This window comes from Niveispirillum sp. KHB5.9 (assembly GCF_048066115.1).
In the GTDB taxonomy this organism is placed as follows: Bacteria; Pseudomonadota; Alphaproteobacteria; order Azospirillales; family Azospirillaceae; genus Niveispirillum.
Genome location: NZ_JBLTYX010000034.1, coordinates 15,248 through 37,448, shown reverse-complemented (window position 1 = coordinate 37,448; position 22,201 = coordinate 15,248). Strand labels below are relative to the sequence as shown.

Here is a 22,201-nt window from a genome sequence, read left to right as displayed (position 1 = left end):
CTCTAAGGCAGGTCGAAGACCTCACTGATGCCTATAGCTGTCTCAAGCTGGAGATGGATAAGCAAAAGCGGCACGAGGACGAACTGATGTTCTTTTCCAAGGAGTTGGAATGTCGCCGGGTAGAATGGGGGGCAATCAAGGGTATTCCGATCCTGCTCTATGGTTGGACCTGTGACTATGGGCAGAGCTTTATGTTGCCTTTATGTTGGCTGCTCAATCTCATCATCATCGGTTTTGACATCATGATGGATCTGCAAACAAACCTGCCTTGGGAAAAGGCGCTGCTGGTGAGTGTTGCGAACTGTCTTGGCAACTTTAGCTTTCGAAAAGAGATAGGTGAACTTTCCATTGCCACGCACATGTTCTCCATGTTCCAGGGCACTATCGCCCTCATCCTCCTCTTCCTCATCGGCCTCGGCCTACGCAACCGGTTCCGCATGAAGTAACCGGTACCGCCGCCCCCCTTGCACCCCTGCCCCCCGACATGCGCGATTGTCGCAGCGCACAAATCCATGCGATAAGCCATCCATAAAGCCACATTCTGGAACCGCCGCCCTCATCGGGCCGCCACCGTTCCGGCGGTGCTTATGACGCCTGGCTGCATCCTGCGCCGGGCCGGTTCCAGGGTTACGTTTCAAGATATGCAAGATTTCAACGGCTTCGGCCTGCTGCCCCCGCTTTCCGCTGGCCTGACCACGGCTGGCTATACCACCCCCACCCCCATCCAGGCCCAGGCCCTGCCGGCGGCGCTCGCCGGCCGTGACGTGCTGGGTCTGGCCCAGACCGGCACCGGCAAGACGGCGGCCTTCGCCCTGCCGGTCCTGCAGGCGCTGGCCAAGGCCGACAAGCGTGCCCGCCCCGGCCATCCCCGTGCCCTGATCGTGCTGCCGACGCGGGAGCTGGCCTTGCAGGTCGGCACCGTGTTCGACCTGCTGGGCGTGCAGCTGCCCTTCACCAATGCCGTCGTGCATGGCGGCGTGTCGTTGAACCCGCAGATCAAGGCGCTGGCGGCAGGGGTCGATATCCTGATCGCCACGCCGGGCCGCCTGATCGACCTGATGGACCAGGGCAAGTGCAAGCTGGATAGTGTCGTGCTGTTCGTCCTGGACGAGGCGGACCGCATGCTGGACATGGGCTTCCTGCCGGCCGTGAAGAAGCTGGTGGCCAAGCTGCCCAAGACCGGCCGCCAGACCATGTTCTTCTCTGCCACCATGCCCAACGACGTGTCGGGCCTGGCCGAAAGCCTGCTGCACAACCATGTCCGCGTGGAAGTGACGCCGCCGGCGACGACGGTGGAGCGCATCGACCAGTCGGTGATCTTCCTGGACATGGCTCAGAAGGCGCCGACCCTGGTCAAGCTGCTGTCCGATCCGGCGGTGGAAACGGCGATCATCTTCACCCGCACCAAGCATGGCGCCAACAAGCTGGCGGCGCAGCTGGCCGGCGCCGGCCTGGGTGCCGACGCCTATCACGCCAACAAGTCGCAGAATGCGCGTGAACGCGCGCTGGACGCCTTCCGCGCCGGCAAGACCCGCGCCCTGGTCGCCACCGACATCGCGGCACGTGGCATCGACGTGGACCTGATCACCCATGTGTTCAATTTCGACCTGCCGGAAGTGCCCGACGCCTATGTCCACCGTATCGGCCGCACCGGCCGTGCCGGTCGCGCCGGCACCGCCGTGTCGCTGGTCGCCCCTGCCGACCGGCCGCTGCTGAAGCAGATCGAGAAGGTCACGCGCCAGTCGATCCCGCGCCACCCGATGGAACCGGCCGCCGCCGCCCTGCTGCCGCAGCTGAAGCCGGAACGTCCGCCGCAGCCCCAGCCCAAGCGTGCCCGTCCCAAGCCGGCCGGTGCCGCCGATGGCCAGCCGCGGCAGGGCAACCGCCCGCCGCGTCCGGATCGCGACCGCCAGCAGCCGCAGGGCCAGCGCCGCGCCGACGGCCCGCGTCCCGATGGTGCGCGTCCTGATGGTGCGCGTGCCGATGGTCCGCGCAACGACCGTCCGCGTACGGAGCAGCCCGCCGCCCGCAGCGGTGAGGGCGTGGCCCAGCAGCAGGCCCGTCCGCAGCAGCCCCGCCCCCAGGGCCAGCGCCCCGCCCAGCAGGGCAAGCCGCAGCAGCATTCGCGCCCCGGCGGCCATGGCAAGCCCCAGGGCGGCGACCGCCCCCAGGGCCAGAAGCCGGCCCCCAAGCAAGGCAACCGCCCCCAGGGCCAGCGCCCGGCACGGGAAGTGACCGAGGCCGGTGGCAGCGGCGACTGGACGCCCGAGTTCCTGCGCCGCCCGGCACGGGGGTAAGCTCTACGCTTCCTGCATCTTTTCTCCCGTCATCCCGGCGGAAGCCGGGACCCAGGGGCCAAACGACCGACCTTTCGGCAGCTTTGATCCAAGCTGTGTATAAGTTTGATCCTGTGGCCTCTGGGTCCCGGCTTCCGCTGGGATGACGTGGATATGGCTTTGATGTTGGGGTGCAGCGCCCAACCGCTGACTTTCCCCCGCCTTCCTGCTATACTTCGCCCCGTAGTGCCATTTCCGCGCCCTGCATTCGGAGCAGCCCCCTTTCCCGCTCTGAAACATCGCGAATTTCGTGTTTCACATGGTTGCGTCGCGGCCCGCCATTCAGAGCTGCCGCCCCATCCCCTCCGAAACACCCCCGAAATTCCGTCGCACGATGTTTCACGAGAAGCTCCCAATTCGGAGCCGACCACTACCCACCTCCGGGCAACTGGTACGAACTGGTAACTGAATTACCGAAAATCGACGGCATTTTGTAACTGGGGGGATCAAATCCGCGGCGGACCGTGCTATGGTGCCGGTAACGGACGGGTGGCAAGCACCCGCACCCACCAGAGCCCAAGGAACGCCCCCATGCGCCGCCACCGCCACGCCAAGATCGTCGCCACCGTCGGCCCCGCCAGCAATACGCCGGAGCGGTTGAAGGAGCTGTTCCTGGCCGGCGTCGATGTGTTCCGCCTGAATTTCAGCCATGGCACCCACGACGACCATGCCAAGGTCCATGCCGCCATCCGCGCGCTGGAGAAGGAGGTGGGCCGCCCCATCTCCATCCTGCAGGATCTTCAGGGCCCCAAGATCCGCATCGGCACGCTGACCGCCGGTAAGGAAGAACTGGTGACGGGGGAGCGGGTGAAGTTCCTGCTGGGCCGGGAGCCTGGCGACAAGCAGTCGATCCCCCTGCCGCATCCGGAGATTTTCAAGGCCATCATGCCCGGCCAGGACCTGCTGATCGATGATGGCCGCGTCCGGGTCCGCGTGCGCGGCCTGACCGACGACCGGATCGATGCCGAGGTGATCGTGGGTGGCACCATCTCCAATCGCAAGGGCGTGAACCTGCCCGGCACGGCCCTGGACCTGTCGCCCCTGACGGAGAAGGACCGCGCCGACCTGGCCTTCGGCCTGTCGCTGGGCGTGGACTGGGTGGCCCTGTCCTTCGTGCAGCGCCCTTCCGACGTGATCGAGGCCAAGGCCCTGATCGGCGACAAGGCCGGGCTGGTGTCGAAGATCGAGAAGCCACAGGCGCTGGAGAAGATCGAGGATATCATCCGCCTGTCGGATGCCATCATGGTGGCCCGCGGCGATCTGGGCGTGGAAATCCCGCATGAGGATGTGCCCGGCCGGCAAAAGGAACTGGTCCGTGCGGCACGCTTGGCCGCCAAGCCGGTGATCGTCGCCACCCAGATGCTGGACAGCATGGTGGCCAGCCCCACGCCCACCCGCGCCGAAGCGTCGGACGTCGCCACCGCCGTCTATGACGGCGCCGACGCGGTGATGCTGTCGGCCGAAAGCGCGTCGGGCCAGTACCCGGTGGAAGCCGTGTCGATGATGAGCCGCATCATCGCCAGCACGGAAAAGCACCCCACCTACCGCCCGATCATCACGGCTTTGGAGCCGGAGGTGGACCATACCCCGTCGCATGCCGTGGCCGGGGCCGCCGCCGATCTGGCCGGCACCATCGATGCCGCCGCCATCTTCGCCTATACGGCCAGCGGCAACACGGTCGCCCGCATCGCCCGCAAGCGTCCTGATGTGCCGGTGCTGGCCGCCACCCCGCATGCCGACGTGGCCCGCCGCCTGGCCTTGATCTGGGGCGCGCACGCCATCCATTCCGGCGATGTCGGCACGTACGAGGAAATGGTCGACCGCGCCCGGACGCTCGCCGTGAAGGAAGAGTTCGTGCGGCCCGGCGAGCGCATCGTCATCGTCGCCGGCATCCCCTTCGGCCAGGCCGGCAGCACCAACAACCTGCGTATCGCCAAGATCTGACGGCGGAAACCGGATCGGGATCGTACCACCGGTCATAATCTATGACCGGTGGTACGGCGGCGACCGCCGCCGCGCCGCACGTGCGGCGTAGCCAAGCCCACGGATGTGGGCGCCGGCGACTGAGGCCGGTGATCGGTTACGATCACCGGGGCGTGGCATTACCCGGTCCGTAGGCCGTCCAGCGTATGGGTGGTGACGTCCCAGACCTGCGCCAGCCTGTCGCCCAGCAGCGGGGCCGCATGGTCGATGAAGGCCCTGACCTTGGGCGGGGCCATGCGGCCCTGGGCATGGACCAGGCTGACGGGAACGGGCGGCGGCAAATGGTCGACCAGCAGGGGGACCAGCCGGCCCGCCCGCATGGCCTCGTTCGCCATATAGCACAGCGTGATGGTGATGCCCTCCCCCCGCTCCGCCGCGGCCAGGGCGACCATCGCGTCGTTCACCTCGTGCCGGGGGCGAAGCTCCACGGCCCCGGCCCGACCGTCACGCTCATACCGCCATTGCCGGCCCGGCATCAGGCCGGTGAAGGCGATGATCGCGTGGTCGCGCAGATCGGCGGGCTGCCTTGGCCAGCCTTGGCGCTCCAGATAGGCCGGGCTGGCGACCAGCAGCCGGCGGACCATGCCGATCCGCCGGGCCGCTGTCGGGCAGTTGTCCGATGCGTATGGCCAGGTCAACGCCCTCATCCACCAGATTGACCACGCGGTCCAGCAGCAGCACCGACGCCGTCACGTCCGGATAAGCCGTCAGGAAGGAGCCGACCACCGGCCCCAGCAGGGTGCGGCCGCGGGTGACCGATGCCGTCAGGGTCAGGTGCCCCGTGGGCGCCTACGACCGGCCGCCGGCCACCCGCGACGCGCCCTCCCATTCGGCCAGGATGCGCCGCGCCCCTTCCAGGAACTCCGTTCCCGCCTCGGTCAATGACAGGCTGCGGGTGGTGCGGTTCAGCAGGCGGGCACCCAGCCGTGCCTCCAGCCCCGCCACGGCGCGGGTCACGGCGGCCGGCGACAGGCGCAGACGGCGGCCCGCACTGGCGAACCCGCCGGTATCGGCAACGGCCACGAAGACCTCGATCTCGTGGAACCGGTCCATATCCCCGCCTCAGGCGTCGGGCAGTTGCGGCAGGCCGACCACCACGCAATCCTTCTCCCGCGGCGCGCAAAGCAGGTTCAGGGTGCCGATGCCGGTGAAGAAATCCTGGCGCTCCCCCCGGAAATTCCCGGGATTGAACACGGGCGGCCGGTGCGACCACATGCGGTAGCCCATGGCGCGCAGCAGGGAAAGCATTTCCGGCTCCTGCTCCGGCCGGTCGCTGCGCAGATAGAGATAGGGGCGGCAGCGCTGGATGGTGGCCGACGCGCCCCGCAGCAGCGCCAGTTCGGCCCCATCCACCGCCGCCTTGATCAGCCGCACGCGCGGCAGGTTCAGGCTGTCGATGGACCGTCCATCGCCATCATGCAGCTGGGCGGAGCCGCTGTTGTTGCGGGCCAGATTCCAGGCCAGCAGTTCACGCAGGCGCGGGTTGCCCTCGAACAGGTGCAATTGCACATGCCCCGCCAGGGCCACGGCATGGGCACCGATATTGGCGCCGGCCTCCACAACCACATCGTCCTTGGACAGCAGGCTCATACAGGCGCCCAGCTCGGCCTCCATCCATTCACCATAGGCGGCCAGGCTGCGTCCCACGACCGGGTCGCCGGCGAGATAGCGCAGGGTGCCGTAGCGCGTGACGGCCTCACGCGCACTGTCCGACACGGCCTGGCTGCGCACCTCCTGCTGCTGGAGCATGACGGGCGGCCGGATATCCGGCAGCGGCGGGCGCGGGACGGGCGGGAACGGCACCAGCGGCTGGCGCGGCGGCGGGGCCGGCGGCGTCAGCTGCGACAGGTCGCCCCCCTTCAGGGCGGTCACCGCGCCGGCCAGCCGCTCGAACACGTCGGCCCAGCTGTTCGGCGCGCTCTGGCGAAACAGGCGCATGGTGGTGGGGTACCAGGGGCTGTCCTCGCGCCCCATCAGCCAGCGCCAATCGGGCGCGAATTTCAGCGGCACCCAGACCGGCCGCCCCAGCGCGCCCGCCAGATGCGCCACCGACGTGTCGGAGGAGATGATCAGGTCCATGTGCTGCATGACGGCGGCGGTGTCCAGGAAGGCGCCGTTGCCCTCGTCGAAATCGTCCCCCAGCGTTTCCACCCGCATGCCCTCGGGCAGGCTGTCCAGCTGGTCCAGACCATACCCCTTCTGCAGGCTGACCAGCGTAACGCCGGGAATGCGGGCCACGGGTGCCAGATGGGCCAGCGAATAGGAACGGCCCTTGTCGACGCCGACCCCGGCCTTGCCCTGCCAGACGATGCCGATGCGGAACCCGCCCTTGGGCAGCCGGTCCCGCCACTTCTCCACCCGCTCCGGATCGGCGAACAGATAGGGGATGGGGGCCGGGATCGTGTCGATGGCATAGCCCAGGACGAAGGGCACACTCATGATCGCCAGATGCACGTCGAAGGGCGGCAGCGGTTCCAGGAAGGTGGCCAGCGTCACATTCTTGATGCAGGCATACAGTTCCCGCAGGTTGTTCGGAACCTCCAGGATCACGTGGCCGGCGCGGGCCGCGACATCGGCGGCGAAGCGCACGAACTGGATGCTGTCGCCCAGCCCCTGCTCGTGATGGAGCAGGATGGTTTTGTCGGAGATGTCCTCGCCGCGCCATTCCGGCTTGCCGAACTCGCGCAATGGCACGGGCAGGTTGGGCCGCAGCCAGCGCCATTCGAAATGCGCCCAGCCCCGCTCCATCCTGCCGTCCACCAGGAACAGGCCGGCAGCCGTGCCATGAACCAGCGGGCTGTCGGGGTACAGCTCCAGCATCCGGTCGATCACCTCCGTCGCCGCCTCCATGCGGCCCTGGTTCATATAGATATTGGCCAGATTGTTCAGGCCCTCGCGATAGGTGGGGGCGATCCGCACCGTCTCCAGGAAGCAGCGTTCGGCCCCTTCGATGTCGCCCCGGTGCTCGTAGAGCGCGCTGCCCAGGTTGGCGAATGCCTCGGGCATGCCCGGCCGCTTGCGCGTCGCCTGCTCCAGCAGGGCGATGGCCTTCTCCCCCTCGCCGCGCCGGGACCATTGGTTGCCCAGATTGACCATGGCCTCGACCATGTCGGGATAGTGGCGAAGCACCTCCTCGTAATATTTCATCCCCTCGTCGGGACGGCCGGTATCGCACAGCAGGTTGGCCAGGTTGAACATGGCGTTCCCCTGGCTGGGCTTGTCCTTCAGGATCAGCCGGTAATTCTCCTCCGCCCGGGCCAGGTCGCCCATCATGTACAGGGCGTTGGCAAGGAAGCAGCGCGCATCGGCCGATTGCGGGCGGACCGTCAGGGCCTTCTGGTAGGCGGTGGCGCCATCGGCGGCGCGCCCCAGGGCGATCAGCGAATTGCCATGATTGATCAGCGCATCATGGTCGCGGGGCGACACGGCCAGCCAGCGGGCAATGATCGCCTCCGCCTCGGCATGCCGGCCAAGCTGCTGCAGGGCGATGCCCAGCGGGTGGAAGGCATCCGTCAAACCGGGGTTGCGGGTCAGCAGAGCGCGGTAGCGTGCTTCCGCCTCGACCAGATTGCCGGCCACGTGGATCTGCTTGGCGGCGTTCAGTTCCGCCAGCACCTTCTGATTGACGCCCGACTGCTGCACCGCTTCTTCTCCCGCAGGATTGTCGTGGTTGCAGTAGTACCGTTGGCGAAGCGCCTGAATCAATGAATTCCCAAGGCGGGGGCAACGGAAACATGGACGGACGACGCCCCTCCAGCGGGGCCGCGAACTCAGCGCAGGGCGTTGCTGATCAGATAGGTGGCATAGTCCGCCACCTTCAGCTTGATCGCGGCACGCTCGCTCTCGCCCTCCATGGCGCGGGCCAGCACGATATGGCGGGTCACATCATTCTCCAGTACCTTGAACAGGCCCATCTCCCCCTTGATGCGGGGATAATAGTTGGGATCGACGCGCTTCAGCCGCTTGGCCAGCCGTTCCAGCACCTCCTCCTCCGCCAGTTCGACATCGGCCTGCTTCTTGATCAGGGTCCAGTCCTTCTCTCCCGCGAAGCCGTCGGCCAGCAGCGGGACCGGATCATCCTCGCACACACCGACCTTGAACAGGTTCTTGCCCAGTCCCACGTCGGAACCCCATTGGCTGAGATTGGCACTGCGCGCGACGAAGATGGTGGCCATGATCGGGATTTCCCTGACAGTCAGACGCCCCGCCGGCGGCGGGCCCTATCCTGGGGAGGTAGCGCAAGACGCATCCGCTGAAAAGGGGGTGTGGGCCGGCGGAGCTTTTGTCCAATTACCGGGCAGATATGCCGGGACGCTGTGCTTAAGTGAAAATGGTTAAGCTGGCCAATCGTGATACAGATCAGCGGAAGTCTGTCTGAAAGTTTAATTTGCCCAAAATTTAATCAATATTTTGGCTTGGATGATTTTTGAGCAATTGATAGTTTGTTTATATGTAGATGGTGAAAAACCGTTCCTTCGCGCCAGAAGGCGTGACGTAGGAGGCCCAACGCCTCCCAGAAATCGCAATCCCAAATCAAGAACCGTGGTTCACATGCCAAAAGACTCCATGGCGGATTACTCCGCAAATCGGATGGCGGGAGCTGATCAGGATGCCTCGCCTGAAACGATCATCGAACTCGCCCGCGCCGTGGCCGAGGTGTCGGCCCAGCGCACCAGCGCCATCGGCGACATCACGCGGCGTACCAAGATCCTGGCCCTGAACGCCAAGATCGAGGCGGCGCGCGCCGGCATCCATGGCGCCGGATTCGGCGTCGTCGCGGCGGAGGTGCAGACCATCTCGTCGGAGATCGACCAAGCCGCCAGCCTGATGCGCGACGAGATCGTGGGCAGCGCCAACCGGTTGCATCAACTTGGCCAGGGACTTGTCGGATCCATGCGCGGGCAGCGCCTGGCCGATCTCGCCTTGAACATGATCGATATCATCGATCGCAACCTGTATGAACGGTCATGCGATGTAAGGTGGTGGGCCACCGACAGTGCATTGGTCGATCTGCTGGAAAAGCCGGATGCGGACAGTGCCGCCCATGCCTGCCGCCGGCTGGGTGTCATCCTGAAATCCTATACGGTCTATCTCGACATCTGGGTGGCGGACGCCCAGGGGCGGGTGGTGGCCAGCGGCCGTCCGGACAAATATCGGGTGACCGGCCGGTCGGTCGGCAATGAAAGCTGGTTCAAGGACGCCATGGCGACGCGCGACGGCAATGAATTCGCCGTGGCCGACGTCGCCCCGCATGACGGGCTGAACAACCAGCCCGTGGCCATCTATTCCACCGCCATCCGTGAGGGCGGGGCGGAGAATGGCAAGGTGCTGGGCGTGCTGGGCATCTTCTTCGACTGGGCACCGCAGGCCGGCACAGTGGTGAAATCCGTACGCCTGACGGAGGAGGAACGGCAGGAAAGCCGCACCAAATGCCTGATCGTCGACAGCAATTTCCGCGTCATGGCCGCCAGCGACGAACGCTATCTGCTGATGGGCCGCTATCCCCTGCATACGAACGGCAAGGATATGGGCTATTACGCCGCCGAGGACGGGACCCTGGTGGCCTTCGCCCTGACGCCCGGTTACGAAACCTACAAGGGCCTGGGCTGGTATGGCCTGATCCTGCAGCGCCCGCCGGAGGTGGAGGCCGCCTGGAATGCCCGTCACGGTCATGCCTGACGGCGCTTCAGCCTTTTAAGCTTTGCATCCCCCGGTCCGGCATCGGATAGAGTGATGGCGTCCGCATCCATGGCGGACGTCCTCTTTCATTGCGCGGCAATTGCCATGTCCATGTCCTCCCCCGCCGGCCGGTCATCCCTGACCTGGATCGTCATCCTGAACTGGAACGGTGCGGAGGATACGATCGGCTGTATCGACGGGGTCCGGACCCAGACCGGCGGGCGCTGGCGGCTGGTGGTCTGTGACAATGCCTCAGCGGATGATTCGCTGCCCCGCCTGCGCGCCGCACTGACCGAACGGTTCGGCAACGGATGGGCCGAACTGGCGGAGGCGGAGGTGGCGGGTACGATCCCCGACCGGAACGTCTATCTGATCCGCAACGCGGGCAATCACGGCTATGCCGGGGGCAACAATGTCGGGGTGCGGCTGGCGCTCGGCGATCCGGACATGGATTTCACCTGGATCCTGAACAATGACACGGTACCCGATCCGGGCGCCCTGCCGGCGCTGCTGACCCATGCGGCGGCGCATCCGCGCCAGGGCATGATCGGTTCCACCCTGCTCTATGCCGCCAATCCCGACCTGATCCAGGCGGCGGGCGGGGCGCGTTACAACCGCTGGACGGGGCTCAGCCACCATCTGGGCTGGAACCGGCCGCGCGCGGAGGCGCAAAGCTTCGCCGGCGTGCCCATGGATTACGTGATCGGAGCCGCCATGTTCATCCGCCGCGCCTGGCTGGAACAGGTGGGGCTGATGGATGAGAGCTATTTCCTCTATTTCGAGGAGATCGATTATTGCCGGCGCGGCCGTACCCTGTTCGAGCTGGGCTATGCGCCGGCCAGCATCGTGCTGCACAAGGAGGGCGGCACGACCGGCGGGCATCGTGACCAGATCAGCTGGCTGGCCGATTTCTACAATCTGCGCAACCGGCTGCGCGTCACCTGGCGGCATTTCCCCTATGCCATGCCCACCATCCTGGCCGGCCTGTGCGTGACGGCACTGAACCGCCTGCGCCGGGGCCAGGCCGATCGCCTGCCCATGCTGTGGCGCATCCTCTGGCGCTTTCCCAGCATAAGGTTCGAGGACATACGCAGAAAGCCGGGGTGAGCCCTTGTTGCCTGCCCTGCCCGAAAAGTGCATAAAGCCGCCAGTCCCGATCCGTGCCCTGGGGCGAGGGGGCGGTTGCGGGCGGCCAGAATTGGTTTCCTGTCCCTTCCCTTCGCCGGATAAATCCGCATGCACGTGACCAGATTTGACATTGACGGCCCCGCCCTATTGAAGCCGGCCCGTTTCGGCGACCATCGCGGCTATTTCGCCGAAACCTACAGCCGCCGCCGCTTCAAGGAAGCGGTGGGCGTGGATGTGGAGTTCGTGCAGGACAACCATTCCCTGTCCCGCGATGTCGGCACGCTGCGCGGCCTGCATTTCCAGCGCCCACCCACGGCACAGGGAAAGCTGGTGCGCGTGGTGCGCGGCGCGGTCCTGGATGTGGCCGTCGACCTGCGCCAGGGTTCGGCCACCTTCGGCCGGCATGTGGCGGTGGAACTGACCGCCGAGCATGGGGAGCAGCTCTGGGTCCCGGCCGGCTTCGCGCATGCCTTCTGCACGCTGCTGCCGGATACGGAGTTCGTCTACAAGGTGACCGACTATTACAGTCCGGCCGATGATGGTGGCGTCCTGTGGAACGATCCCGACCTGGGCATCCAGTGGCCCTTCCCGGCCGAACGGCTGATCCTGTCGGACAAGGACCGCCAGTTGCCGCGCCTGTCCGATCTGCCGTCCATTTTCTGATCCGCTGTCCTTGAGAGCCCAGGCATGACCACGCTTTCCCCCAAACTGATCCTCGTCACCGGGGGCGCCGGCTTCATCGGTTCCGCCTTCATCCGCCATGCGGTGGGCGAGAAGGGCTGCGCCACCGTCAATATCGACAAGCTGACCTATGCCGCCAACCTGGAGAATGTCCGGTCGGTGAAGGACAGCCCGCTCTATCATTTCGAGCAGGCGGATATCTGCGACCGCCCGGCGATCGACGCGATCTTCGCGAAGTACCAGCCGGATGCCATCGTGCATCTGGCTGCCGAAAGCCATGTCGACCGCTCCATCGACGGCCCCGACGCCTTCATCCACACCAATGTGGTGGGTACCGGCGTGCTGCTGTCGGCGGCGCGCGATTACTGGCAGGGGCTGGACGGGCAGAAGAAGGCGGATTTCCGTTTCCACCATGTCTCCACGGACGAGGTGTTCGGCAGCTTGGGCGAGGAGGGCTTCTTCACCGAGACCACGCCCTATGCCCCGCGCTCGCCCTATTCCGCCTCCAAGGCGTCCAGCGACCATCTGGTCGATGCCTGGCACCACACCTATGGGCTGCCCGTCGTCCTGACCAACTGTTCCAACAATTACGGGCCTTTCCATTTCCCGGAAAAGCTGATCCCGCTGGTCATCCTGAACGCGCTGGAACGCCGTCCCCTCCCCGTCTATGGCAAGGGCGACAATGTCCGCGACTGGCTCTATGTCGAGGATCACGCCCGCGCCCTGTGGGAGGTGCTGACCCGCGGCCCGGTGGGTGAGCGGTTCAATATCGGTGGCAATAACGAGAAGACCAACCTGGAGGTCGTGGAGCGCATCTGCGACATCCTGGACGCGCTGCGCCCAGATGGCGGCCCGCGCCGCGAGTTGATCACCTTCGTCAAGGACCGCCCCGGCCACGACCACCGTTATGCCATCGACGCCGCCAAGATCCGGCGCGACCTGGGCTGGGAGCCGCAGGAAAGCTTCGAGACGGGGCTGGAGCGCACCGTGCGCTGGTACCTGGAGAATGAATGGTGGTGGGGCCCCTTGCGGGAAGAAGCCCATAAGCGCCGTGGAGAGGGCAAGAAGAATGGCTAACCGCAAGGGCATCATCCTGGCCGGCGGCTCGGGCACGCGGCTCTACCCCATCACCATGGGCGTGTCGAAGCAGCTGCTGCCCGTCTATGACAAGCCGATGATCTATTACCCGCTGTCGGCGCTGATGCAGGCCGGCATCACGGAAATCCTGGTCATCTCCACCCCCCATGACCTGCCGCAGTTCAGCCACCTGCTGGGCGACGGGTCGCAATGGGGCGTGAACCTGTCCTATGCCATCCAGCCCAGTCCCGATGGGCTGGCCCAGGCCTTCATCATCGGCCGCGGCTTCGTGGGCAATGATCCGGCCGCCTTGGTGCTGGGCGACAACATCTTCTATGGCGACGGGTTCGAGAAGCTGCTGGCCAACGCCCACGGCCGCGACGCCGGCGCCACGGTCTTCGCCTATCACGTCAATGATCCCGAGCGGTATGGCGTGGTCAGCTTCGATGGCGAGGGCAATGCGCTGACCATCGAGGAGAAGCCCAAGGCGCCCAAATCGAACTATGCCGTCACCGGCCTCTATTTCTACGACAATTCGGTGCTGGACATCGCTGCCTCCATCAAGCCCTCCCCGCGCGGGGAGCTGGAGATCACGGACGTCAACAATGTCTATCTCCAGCAGGGCAAGCTGCGGGTGGAACGGATGGGCCGCGGCTATGCCTGGCTGGATACCGGCACCCATGACAGCCTGGTCGAGGCCACGCATTTCGTGCAGACCGTCGAGCGCCGCCAGGGCCTGAAGATCGCCTGCCCGGAAGAGATCGCCTTCCGCCGCGGCCTGATCACCGCCGAACAGGTGGAAAAACTGGCCAAGCCGCTGCTGAAGAACGAATACGGCCAGTATCTGCTGAAGATCCTGAGCGAAGCGGCCATCTAGGCCCAGGGGAAGCATCCCATGAAGATCCTGGTTTTCGGCCGTGGCGGACAATTGGCCCTGGCCATGCGCGACCAAGGCGATGCCGCCGGCCACACGGTCACCTGCCTTGGCCGCGAGAGCCTGTCCATCGCCGATGGCGCGGCGGTTGCCGCAGCCATCGCCGCCCATGCGCCCGACCTGATCGTCAACGCCGCCGCCTATACGGCCGTGGACAAGGCGGAGAGCGAGGTGGAGGAGGCGTTTGCCGTCAATCGCGACGGCACGCGCCATATCGCGGCGGCGGCAAAGGATGCGGACATCCCCTTCATCCATGTCTCCACCGACTATGTCTTCGAGGGCGGCGGCGAACGTGCCTGGCGGGAGGATGACGCCACCGCCCCGCTGGGTGTCTATGGTGCCTCAAAGCTGGCGGGCGAGCAGGCCATCGCCGAACTGGGCCCGGCCCGCAACGCCGTCCTGCGCACCTCCTGGGTATTCAGCCCCTATGGTGCCAATTTCGTGCGGACCATGCTGCGGCTGGGCGTCGACCGGCCGGAACTGCGCGTGGTGGCCGATCAGCGGGGCCGGCCGACGGCGGCGCATGACATTGCCGATGCCATCCTGCTGATGGCGCCGTTCGTGGGCGACGGTACCGCACAGGGCATCTTCCATTTCGGCGGGGCGGAGCCCACCAGCTGGCATGCCTTTGCCGAGGCGGTGTTCGCCAGCGGCGCCCGCCATGGCCGCCCGGTACCCAAGGTGCATCCCATCGCCACGGCGGACTATCCGACCCCGGCCAAGCGCCCGGCCAATTCCGTGCTGGCCTGCGACCGGTACCTGGCGCTGCCCGGTGCGACATTGCCCGACTGGCGCCCGTCGCTGGACCGGGCCGTCGATGCGCTGCTGGCGGCGGGCTGAGCTTCCGTGACCCTGCCCGTCACCTTCAGCCACGACATCTTCACCTCCCAGGCGGTGGGCGGCATTTCCCGCTATTTCGTGGAACTGGCGCTGGCCCTGTCGGACAGCGGGCGGGAGGTGGAGATCGCGGCCGGGCGGCACCGCAACCGGCATCTGGGCGCCGTGGAGGCCCCCTGGATCAACGGCCGGTACGAGGCGCCGACACGGCTGCCGGCGCAGGCGCTGCGGCTGCGCAACGAGGTCTGGGCGGCGCTGTCCACCCGTCATCACGGCATCCTGCACCGCACCTATTATCCGCTGCTGGACCTGATGGGCGGCCGCCGGCCGCTGGTGACCACGGTCCATGACATGGTCTGGGAGCTGTTTCCGGGGGAGGCGCGCTCCTTCGCCATCAACAGCAATCTCAAGCGCCGGGCCGTGGACAGGGCCGACCTGATCATCGCACCGACGGAAGCCACCAAACGCGACCTGTGCCGCCTGTGGTCCGTCGGGGAAAGCCGTGTCCATGTGGTCAATCACGGCTTCACCGCCCCCGCCCTGCCGCCCGACGATGGACGGCACCTGCTGGGCGGGCGGCCCTATGTGCTGTTCGTGGGACGGCGCGGCGGCTACAAGAATTTCGCCAATTTCCTGAAAGGCTATGCGCAGAGTGCCCTGCCGGGTCGGGGTATCTCCCTGCTCTGCTTCGGCGGCGGCGATTTCGGGCCGGCGGACCATGCGCTGCTGGCCGAGACCGGCATGGAAGATCACGTCACCTGGATGGGTGGCGATGACGCGACCATGATGCGGGCCTATCGCGACGCATCGCTGTTCGTCTATCCCTCGCGGTGCGAAGGATTCGGGCTGCCGGTGCTGGAGGCCATGGCCGTGGGCTGCCCCGTGGCCATCGCGGCGGAGGATGCGGCGCTGGTGGAGGTGGCGGGCGGTGCGGCGCTGACCTATGACGCCGGTGATCCGGCGGCCACGGCGCATCTGCTGGAATCCACGCTGGATGACGGGGCCCTGCGCGAGACGCTGGTGGCCCGCGGGCGGGTGCGGGTCAGCGATTTCGGCTGGGACCGTTGTGCATCGGAAACGGCTGCGCTCTACGCCCTGTTGGGGTGATGGACAGAGGCCGCTATTGATAATAGGGTCGCGCCGACAGATAACCGGCGTCCATTGAGGACCGGAGGGAACCAAGTGACGATGCAGGCCCAGATCAGCCCCCAGGCGGACGCGGACACCATCTATATCGGCGACATCGTCACCTTCTTCCTGCGCCGCTGGCTAGTGTTCGTGGCGGCAGGCATCTTCGCCGTGGGCATCGCGGTCCTGTACCTGTTCGTGACCACGCCGCTTTACAAGGTGTCGGCCACCGTCGGTCCCTCCACCTCCTCGGCCAATTCCTCCAAGGCCAGCAATCTGGCTTTGCCCTTCGGGCTGGGTGCGGCGCTGGGTGATGGTGGCAGTTCCACCCTGCACAAGCAGTTCCTGCAGACGGTCAATTCCTATGACATCGCGGCCCTGCTGGCGGCGGACAAGGAAATGGCCAAGCGCATCGTCGAGCCTGAGGACGGCGTGACGGTGACCGCCGGGATGATGGCCGACACGCTGAAGGGCATCATGGCGGTCAACAAGCTGCGCAACGCGCCGCTGGAAGACACGACCTTCACCGAGATCACGCTGCTGCATGAGGACCCGGCCTTCGCCCAGAAGGTGCTGGCCCGCATCTTCGCCCTGTCGGATGAGATCATCCGCAATCAGGTCCGCCTGTCGAAGACAGCCCAGCGCGAGGTGCTGCTGCGCTCCCTGGAACAGACCACCAATTCCTATCAGCGCGACGCCCTGGTGAAGAACCTGCTGGAAGTCGAACATGAGCTGATGACCAGCCAGACCAACGAGCCCTTCAGCTTCCGCATGATCGAGAGCCTGCATGCGGGCGAAAAGCCGGCATCGCCGCGCCGGCTGCTGACCCTGGCCGGGGCCGCCATTGCCGGCGGCTTCCTGGGCTTTGGCATCGTCTGCCTGATGCTGTTCAACGCCTATCGGCGGAACCGCGGTAGGATTGTGTAATATTTGTTCCCTCAGGCGCCGGGCGCCGCCATCCGGCGGCTTGGCTCACGCGCCATGTGGCGCGGGCCGGCAGTCGCCGGCCTGCTGCGATCTTTGGAAAATGATCGCTGCCTTCACCGCCGCAATCCTTCCGCCAACGCCATCATCAGCGCCCCCACCCCTTTGGGATCGTTGGGCACGATCGGTTCCGACAGGTAATATTCATAGGTCCCGTCGCGATAGGGGGCGTTGCCCAATCCGGCGACGCCGCAGATGCCGCCCAGTTCGGTTTCCGTCAGGAAGTCACGGATGACCGTACGCAGCGCCTGCTCCCCCGCCCGTCCATGGTCGGGCGGCAGCAGGCCCAAGCGGGAGCCGGCCATCATCGCATAGGCGATCATCAGGCTGGCCGAGGTCTCCTCATAATTCCCCTCGTCCCCGCCACGATCCAGCACCTGCCACCACAGGCCGCGTTGGCTGCGCACCTGCATCAGGGCGATGGAACTGTCCTGGAACATGGCGATCAGGGCAGCGCGGCCCGGCCCGTCGAAGGCGGCGGCCAGTTCGATGCAATCGATCATGGCCATCATGAACCAGCCCATGGCCCGGCCCCAGAAGCAGGGCGAACAGCCGGTGACCGGATTGGCCCAGCGTTCCTGCCGGCTTTCATCCCAGCCATGATAATAGAGGCCGGTCTGCGGGTCGCGCAGCCGGTCGCGGACCTCCAGGAACTGGTGGACCACATCTTCCCACGCCGCGCGATCGCCGTCGGCGATGGCCTGGGCGGTGACCAGCGGCTGGGCCATGTAGAGCCCGTCCAGCCAGACCTGCCAGGGATAGATCTGCTTGTGCCAGTAATTGCCCGACCTGGTACGCGGATGGGTCTTCAACTGGGCGACCTGGGTGTCGATGGCGCGGCGGAACCGCTCCTCGCCCGTGCGGTCGTAAAGCGGGAAGAACACCTTCCCCGGCTTCACATTGTCGATATTGTATTCGGCCGGATCGAACCCTTCGATCCCCCCATCCTCATCCACCCGCGCCCCGACCTTGTCATGGACGAAATCCGAGAATTCGGAACGGGCGGTGGCGTCGGCCAGGTCCAGGCAGCCTTTGAAGACGCAGCCATCCTCATAATTCCAGGTCGGCTTGAAGAAATCCCATTCCGCCAGGTAATGGCGCAGGAAGGGCAGGACAAGCGGTCCGAAACGGCGGAAATCATGCATGATGGCTGGGGCACCGGGGGCGGAATGGACCGGAGTAATCGTTCTTTCTACGCGAAATGGAAACCGGTGTCATCATATCAAGCTCCCTCAGGCGCCGGGCGCCGCCATCCGGCGGCTTGGCTTACGCGCGCATGGGCGCGCGGGCGCTCAATGCGCCAACCAACCTGCAATGGGTTCTACCCGTTGCAGGTTGGTATTCGCCGGAGGCGGATCACTTGATCACCCTTTGCAGGATGCCGTTGATTTCCCGTTCCATGGCCTTGCCGGCCTCTTCCGGGGTCAGCATGCCATAGCCCTGTTTCTCCAATATGTCGTTGAAGCCGTCGCGCACGCGGGCATGCTCGTAGTAGCCGGACAGCACGATGCCGCGCGGCAGGCTTTCGATCTGGCGCTGGCCTTCCAGGGCCAGACCGGTCAGCTGCCCATCCTCCTCCAGCGTCCGCCTTGCCGCGGCACTGGCCGGCACCCCGCGCCGGGCGCCCAGGATGCGCACCCCTTCCGGATCGTTCAGCAGGAACTGCAGCAACAGGGCGGATTCGCGCGGGTGCCTGGTATCGCGGTTGATGGCGTACATCATGGCGGGCTTGTAGAGCAGGCCGGGATCGGCCGCACCCGGCAGCATGGGATAGGGGGCCAGCACCATCCTCTGCCCCGGTTCCAGCGTTTCGACATATTTGCCGATGGCGCTGGTCCATTGATAGGCACCTGCATAGCGGCCGGTGATCCAGGGCCGCGTCTCCTGCAACTGCACATGCCCGAAGCTGGCGCGCTGGCGGGCGGATGGCACGACGTGATTGTCGACCAGTTGCTGGTATAGCCTCGCGGCTTCGGTCAGCAGGTGGCGGTCGGGCAGCAGGCGGCGGCCCTCCTCGTCGATGAAGGCGGACTGGCTGCGCTGGCTCATCCAGCTGTAGAGCAGGGCCAGCGTGTCCTGGAAATTCATGTCCAGCGGGTAATAGTCCGGACCCAGCCGCTGGCGGAAGACCGGGCCGGCGGCCATCAGCGCCTCCCAGCTGTCGGGCACTTTCAGGCCCGCCTTGCGGAAGGTGGTCTCGTTGAACCAGAACAGCCGCGCCGTCATGTTGGGCGGCAGCCCGTTCAGCCGGCCGCGCACCGATGACATGGACAGCGCATCCCGGTCGAACTGGCCCAGATCGATGATATCGGCCACTCCATGCAGGTCCAGGAACCCGTCCCCATCGCGGGAGAACAGCTTCAGCCAGTTCCAGTTGACCATCATCACGTCGGGCGCCGTGCCACCGGCGATCTGGGTGGTCAGCCGTTCCAGATGCCCGACCCAGCCGGTATATTCGGCCGTGACCTTGATGTCGGGATAGCGGGCCTCGAACGCCTCCAGCGCCCGCAGCTGGGCGCGGTGCACATCGTTGCCGCCCCACCAGGACATGCGCAGATGCACCTGCTCCTGCGCCGGCGCCAAAGGGGCGGCCAGCAACAGGGACGCGGCCAGCAGCAGCCGTCTCGCGATCATCATGGACGGCCCTCCCCGGCGGCCTTGTGCATTGCCTCCTTGGTAACCGATTTCCCCGCTTCCGTCCTCCCCCTTCCGCCCCGCCCGCTTGCGCCATGGATTGGGCTTGAGCGGGAAGGCGCCTCACTCGCCCGCCATCTGCGCCAGCTTGGCCATCAGCGCGTTGATGCTGGTGGGTTTGGTCAGCATCTGGGTGCCGGGCGGCATGCGGGACGTGTCGGCCCGGTCGATATAGCCGGTGAGGAACAGGATCTTCAGGTGCGGCCAATGTGCATGGGCCTGTTCGGCCAACTGCCAGCCATTGGTGCCGGGCAGGCCGACATCGGTGACCAGGAACTCGATATCCGGGTTCTCCGCCAGGATGGTCAGCGCCTCGTCGGCGGTGCCGGCCTGATGGATGACATGGCCCATATCGCCCAGCGCCTCGGCCAGAACCAGGCGGATCAGCACCTCGTCCTCCACCAGCAGCAGCCGGTAGGGCGTGGCAGCATCGGCCGCATGCGGGGCCGGGGGGCGTTCCGTCGCCCCCGCGTCGGGCCCGCGATGACGGGGCAGGTGCAGGGAAACCATGGTGCCTTGTCCCTCCCGGCTGTCCAATGTCAGGAACCCTCCCGATTGGCGCGCGAATCCGTAAAGCTGACTCAATCCCAGCCCGGTGCCGTGGCCCACGGGCTTGGTGGTGAAGAAAGGTTCGACCGCGCGGGCCAGAACGTCGGGCGTCATGCCGATGCCGGTATCGCCGACGCTCAGGCTGGCATAATCACCGGGCTCCACCTCGTGCGGGGCAGCGGCGGCGGCATCCAGCCTGGTGATGCCGGTGGCGATGGTCATGGTGCCGCCGTCGGGCATGGCGTCACGGGCATTGACCGCCAGGTTCAGCAGGCCGCTTTCCACCTGATGCGGGTCGGCCCAGGCCGGCCACAGGCCTTCGGTCATATCCAGGCGCAGCACCACATCCTCGCCCACCGACCGGCGCACCAGATCGGCCATGTTGCCGGCCAACTGGTTCAGGTCCACCGGTTCCGGCAGCAAGGGCTGACGCCGCGCGAAGGCCAGCAGACGCTGGGTCACAGCACCAGCCGTTTCCAACGCCGCCCGTGCCGTGGCCAGATGGCGATGCGTGTCGGGCTGGTCCGGGGCCAGGCGGCTGGCCATCAGTTCCAGGCTGTTGCCGATCACCTGCAGAAGATTGTTGAAATCATGGGCCACGCTGCCGGTCAGCCGCCCCACCGTCTCCAGCTTCTGCGCCTGGAACAGCGCCTCGCGCGCCTCTTCCAGCGCCTGCTGGGCCTGCCGGCGCTCGGTGATGTCGCGGGTGACCTTGGCGAAGCCGATCAGGCCGCCATCATCGTCGCGGATGGGCTCCACCACCACATTGGCCCAGAAATGCCCGCCATCCTTGCGCACGCGCCAGCCTTCAGCCTCGAACCGCCCCTCCGCCAACGCTGTCGCCAGGATGCGGGTGGGCAGCCCTTCGCGCGCATCGTCTTCGGTGAAGAAGCGGGAGAAATGCTGGCCGATGATCTCCGCCGCGCGATAGCCCTTGAAGCGCTGTGCCCCGCTGTTCCAGCTGCTGACGATGCCGTCGGGGTCCAGCATGTAGATGGCATAATCATGCACGCTGTCGATCAGCACCCGCAGGTGCCGTTCACCCACCTGGGTATCCCGGACGAGGCTGGCAAGCGCAGTGTTCAAGAGAGAATTTTCCCGAACAGGAGGAAGCCGGCAATCTCGGACGTATGGCTTTCGTCGTCAATCCGGCCGATGGTTCTAGACATCGGTGCATATCGGCTGAATAGATCGAATTTAATGCAATAACGCCCGCCATTCGGGCACTGCTTTGACAATGTCACAGCCGCCCGACATGGGCTTTCAGGTAATCGACCAGCCGCGAGACCTTGGGCGACAAGTGTCGACGATGCGGATAGACCGCCCAGATGCCTTCATCGGGTGGCCGCTTCTCATCCAAAAGGCTTATCAGCGCTCCGGATGCAAGGTCACCTTCGACATAGAAATCCGGCAGCTGGCACAGCCCCAGCCCCTGCCGCGCCGCGTCCAGCACGGCGAAGCCGCTATTGCAGCGCCAGGTGCCGGTGGGCCTGAACTCCACCGGCCGCCCCTCGTCGCTGAAATGCCAGAGATCGGCCGTCCCCGTCAGGCATTCATGCATCACCAGCGCCTCTAACTCCGCCGGACTGCCATGGCGCTCGACATAGGCCGGTGCCGCGCACAGGTACCGCCGCCGCGACGCCAGCCGCACGGCGATCAGCCGGCTGTCATCCAGGCTGGTGCCGGTGCGCACCGCCAGGTCGAACCCTTCGCCCACCAGATCGACGATGCGGTTGGTCAGATCGATACTGACCGACAGCTGCGGATGGGCCAGCAGGAAGCGGTTGACCAGCGGCACGATGAACCGCTCCCCGTATGCGATGGAGCAGGTCAGGCGCAGATGCCCGCGCGCCGCACCGTCACTCTCGCTGACCGTGGCGAACGCCTCCTCCCGCTCCTCCACCAGCCGCCGGCAGCGTTCCAGGAACACCCGACCGGCATCGGTGACGCTGACCCGCCGCGTCGTCCGGTACAGCAACCGCACCTGCAGCCGATCCTCCAGCCGCGCCACCTCCCGGCTGACATGGGAGGTGGAAACACCGAGACGCAGGGCAGCGGCGGAGAAGCTTTCCGCCTCGCACACCGCGATGAAAGCGTCGATCCCGTCCCAGGAACCCATCTGATTGTTCCCCCACGGCAATAATCATTTGTCAAAATGCATGATCGTTGCCGGCGCTTTCAAGCTATAGTC

The 22,201-nt window shown here is 66.0% G+C and carries 18 protein-coding genes and 1 pseudogene; 11 read left to right on the top strand and 8 right to left on the bottom strand.

The window, feature by feature from the left end:
* The 3 genes from ACM9HJ_RS29475 to pyk all read left to right on the top strand — a co-directional run.
* Positions 1 to 446 (top strand): hypothetical protein (locus ACM9HJ_RS29475; RefSeq protein WP_416575379.1); only part of this gene is annotated, 446 nt, incomplete at its 5' end.
* Between the two features lie 195 nt (positions 447 to 641).
* On the top strand, positions 642 to 2,297 hold the full coding sequence (locus ACM9HJ_RS29470; protein WP_416575378.1) for a DEAD/DEAH box helicase: 1,656 nt from the start codon (positions 642 to 644) through the stop codon (positions 2,295 to 2,297).
* A gap of 570 nt (positions 2,298 to 2,867) precedes the next feature.
* On the top strand, positions 2,868 to 4,280 hold the full coding sequence (gene pyk / locus ACM9HJ_RS29465) for a pyruvate kinase (RefSeq protein ID WP_416575377.1): 1,413 nt from the start codon (positions 2,868 to 2,870) through the stop codon (positions 4,278 to 4,280).
* Positions 4,281 to 4,438: 158 nt separating this feature from the next.
* On the opposite strand, the pseudogene ACM9HJ_RS29460 reads toward pyk, so the two are convergent.
* The 4 genes and pseudogenes from ACM9HJ_RS29460 to ACM9HJ_RS29445 all read right to left on the bottom strand — a co-directional run bounded on the left by ACM9HJ_RS29460 (position 4,439) and on the right by ACM9HJ_RS29445 (position 8,494).
* Positions 4,439 to 5,045 (bottom strand): annotated as a pseudogene (locus ACM9HJ_RS29460) (LysR substrate-binding domain-containing protein).
* Between the two features lie 63 nt (positions 5,046 to 5,108).
* Positions 5,109 to 5,372 carry a LysR family transcriptional regulator gene (locus ACM9HJ_RS29455; protein WP_416575376.1) on the bottom strand — a complete coding sequence of 88 codons (264 nt, stop codon included), beginning with the start codon at positions 5,370 to 5,372 and terminating at the stop codon, positions 5,109 to 5,111.
* Between the two features lie 9 nt (positions 5,373 to 5,381).
* A complete protein-coding gene (locus tag ACM9HJ_RS29450; protein ID WP_416575375.1) occupies positions 5,382 to 7,961 on the bottom strand; it encodes a tetratricopeptide repeat protein in 2,580 nt (859 codons plus the stop codon).
* A 128-nt stretch (positions 7,962 to 8,089) separates the two neighbouring features.
* Positions 8,090 to 8,494, bottom strand: coding sequence for a hypothetical protein (locus ACM9HJ_RS29445; protein WP_416575374.1), 405 nt, complete (start codon positions 8,492 to 8,494; stop codon positions 8,090 to 8,092).
* 415 nt (positions 8,495 to 8,909) lie between these two features.
* Here ACM9HJ_RS29445 and ACM9HJ_RS29440 point away from each other — a divergent pair, with 415 nt between their 5' ends.
* The 8 genes from ACM9HJ_RS29440 to ACM9HJ_RS29405 all read left to right on the top strand — a co-directional run bounded on the left by ACM9HJ_RS29440 (position 8,910) and on the right by ACM9HJ_RS29405 (position 16,710).
* On the top strand, positions 8,910 to 9,998 hold the full coding sequence (locus tag ACM9HJ_RS29440) for a methyl-accepting chemotaxis protein (protein ID WP_416575373.1): 1,089 nt from the start codon (positions 8,910 to 8,912) through the stop codon (positions 9,996 to 9,998).
* Between the two features lie 105 nt (positions 9,999 to 10,103).
* Positions 10,104 to 11,105, top strand: coding sequence for a glycosyltransferase family 2 protein (locus ACM9HJ_RS29435; RefSeq protein WP_416575372.1), 1,002 nt, complete (start codon positions 10,104 to 10,106; stop codon positions 11,103 to 11,105).
* Positions 11,106 to 11,234: 129 nt separating this feature from the next.
* Positions 11,235 to 11,789: a dTDP-4-dehydrorhamnose 3,5-epimerase gene (gene rfbC / locus ACM9HJ_RS29430; RefSeq protein WP_416575371.1), complete on the top strand. Its 555-nt coding sequence runs from the start codon at positions 11,235 to 11,237 to the stop codon at positions 11,787 to 11,789.
* A 24-nt stretch (positions 11,790 to 11,813) separates the two neighbouring features.
* Positions 11,814 to 12,884: a dTDP-glucose 4,6-dehydratase gene (gene rfbB, locus ACM9HJ_RS29425; protein WP_416575370.1), complete on the top strand. Its 1,071-nt coding sequence runs from the start codon at positions 11,814 to 11,816 to the stop codon at positions 12,882 to 12,884.
* Positions 12,877 to 13,761: a glucose-1-phosphate thymidylyltransferase RfbA gene (gene rfbA / locus ACM9HJ_RS29420; RefSeq protein WP_416575369.1), complete on the top strand. Its 885-nt coding sequence runs from the start codon at positions 12,877 to 12,879 to the stop codon at positions 13,759 to 13,761. Before rfbB ends, rfbA begins: the two co-directional genes overlap by 8 nt.
* Before the next feature lie 18 nt (positions 13,762 to 13,779).
* A complete protein-coding gene (gene rfbD, locus ACM9HJ_RS29415) occupies positions 13,780 to 14,658 on the top strand; it encodes a dTDP-4-dehydrorhamnose reductase (RefSeq protein WP_416575368.1) in 879 nt (292 codons plus the stop codon).
* A gap of 6 nt (positions 14,659 to 14,664) precedes the next feature.
* Complete coding sequence (locus ACM9HJ_RS29410; protein WP_416575367.1) at positions 14,665 to 15,762, top strand: glycosyltransferase family 4 protein; 1,098 nt, start codon at positions 14,665 to 14,667, stop codon at positions 15,760 to 15,762.
* Between the two features lie 81 nt (positions 15,763 to 15,843).
* Positions 15,844 to 16,710: a Wzz/FepE/Etk N-terminal domain-containing protein gene (locus tag ACM9HJ_RS29405; protein ID WP_416575380.1), complete on the top strand. Its 867-nt coding sequence runs from the start codon at positions 15,844 to 15,846 to the stop codon at positions 16,708 to 16,710.
* Between the two features lie 113 nt (positions 16,711 to 16,823).
* On the opposite strand, the gene ACM9HJ_RS29400 is transcribed toward ACM9HJ_RS29405, so the two are convergent.
* The 4 genes from ACM9HJ_RS29400 to ACM9HJ_RS29385 form a co-directional block, all read right to left on the bottom strand.
* Positions 16,824 to 17,912 carry a glycoside hydrolase family 88/105 protein gene (locus ACM9HJ_RS29400; protein WP_416575366.1) on the bottom strand — a complete coding sequence of 363 codons (1,089 nt, stop codon included), beginning with the start codon at positions 17,910 to 17,912 and terminating at the stop codon, positions 16,824 to 16,826.
* Between the two features lie 211 nt (positions 17,913 to 18,123).
* Complete coding sequence (locus tag ACM9HJ_RS29395) at positions 18,124 to 19,404, bottom strand: ABC transporter substrate-binding protein (protein WP_416575365.1); 1,281 nt, start codon at positions 19,402 to 19,404, stop codon at positions 18,124 to 18,126.
* Between the two features lie 120 nt (positions 19,405 to 19,524).
* Complete coding sequence (locus tag ACM9HJ_RS29390) at positions 19,525 to 21,096, bottom strand: PAS domain S-box protein (RefSeq protein WP_416575364.1); 1,572 nt, start codon at positions 21,094 to 21,096, stop codon at positions 19,525 to 19,527.
* Positions 21,097 to 21,250: 154 nt separating this feature from the next.
* Complete coding sequence (locus tag ACM9HJ_RS29385; protein ID WP_416575363.1) at positions 21,251 to 22,129, bottom strand: LysR family transcriptional regulator; 879 nt, start codon at positions 22,127 to 22,129, stop codon at positions 21,251 to 21,253.
* Between the last annotated feature and the right edge of the window lie 72 nt (positions 22,130 to 22,201).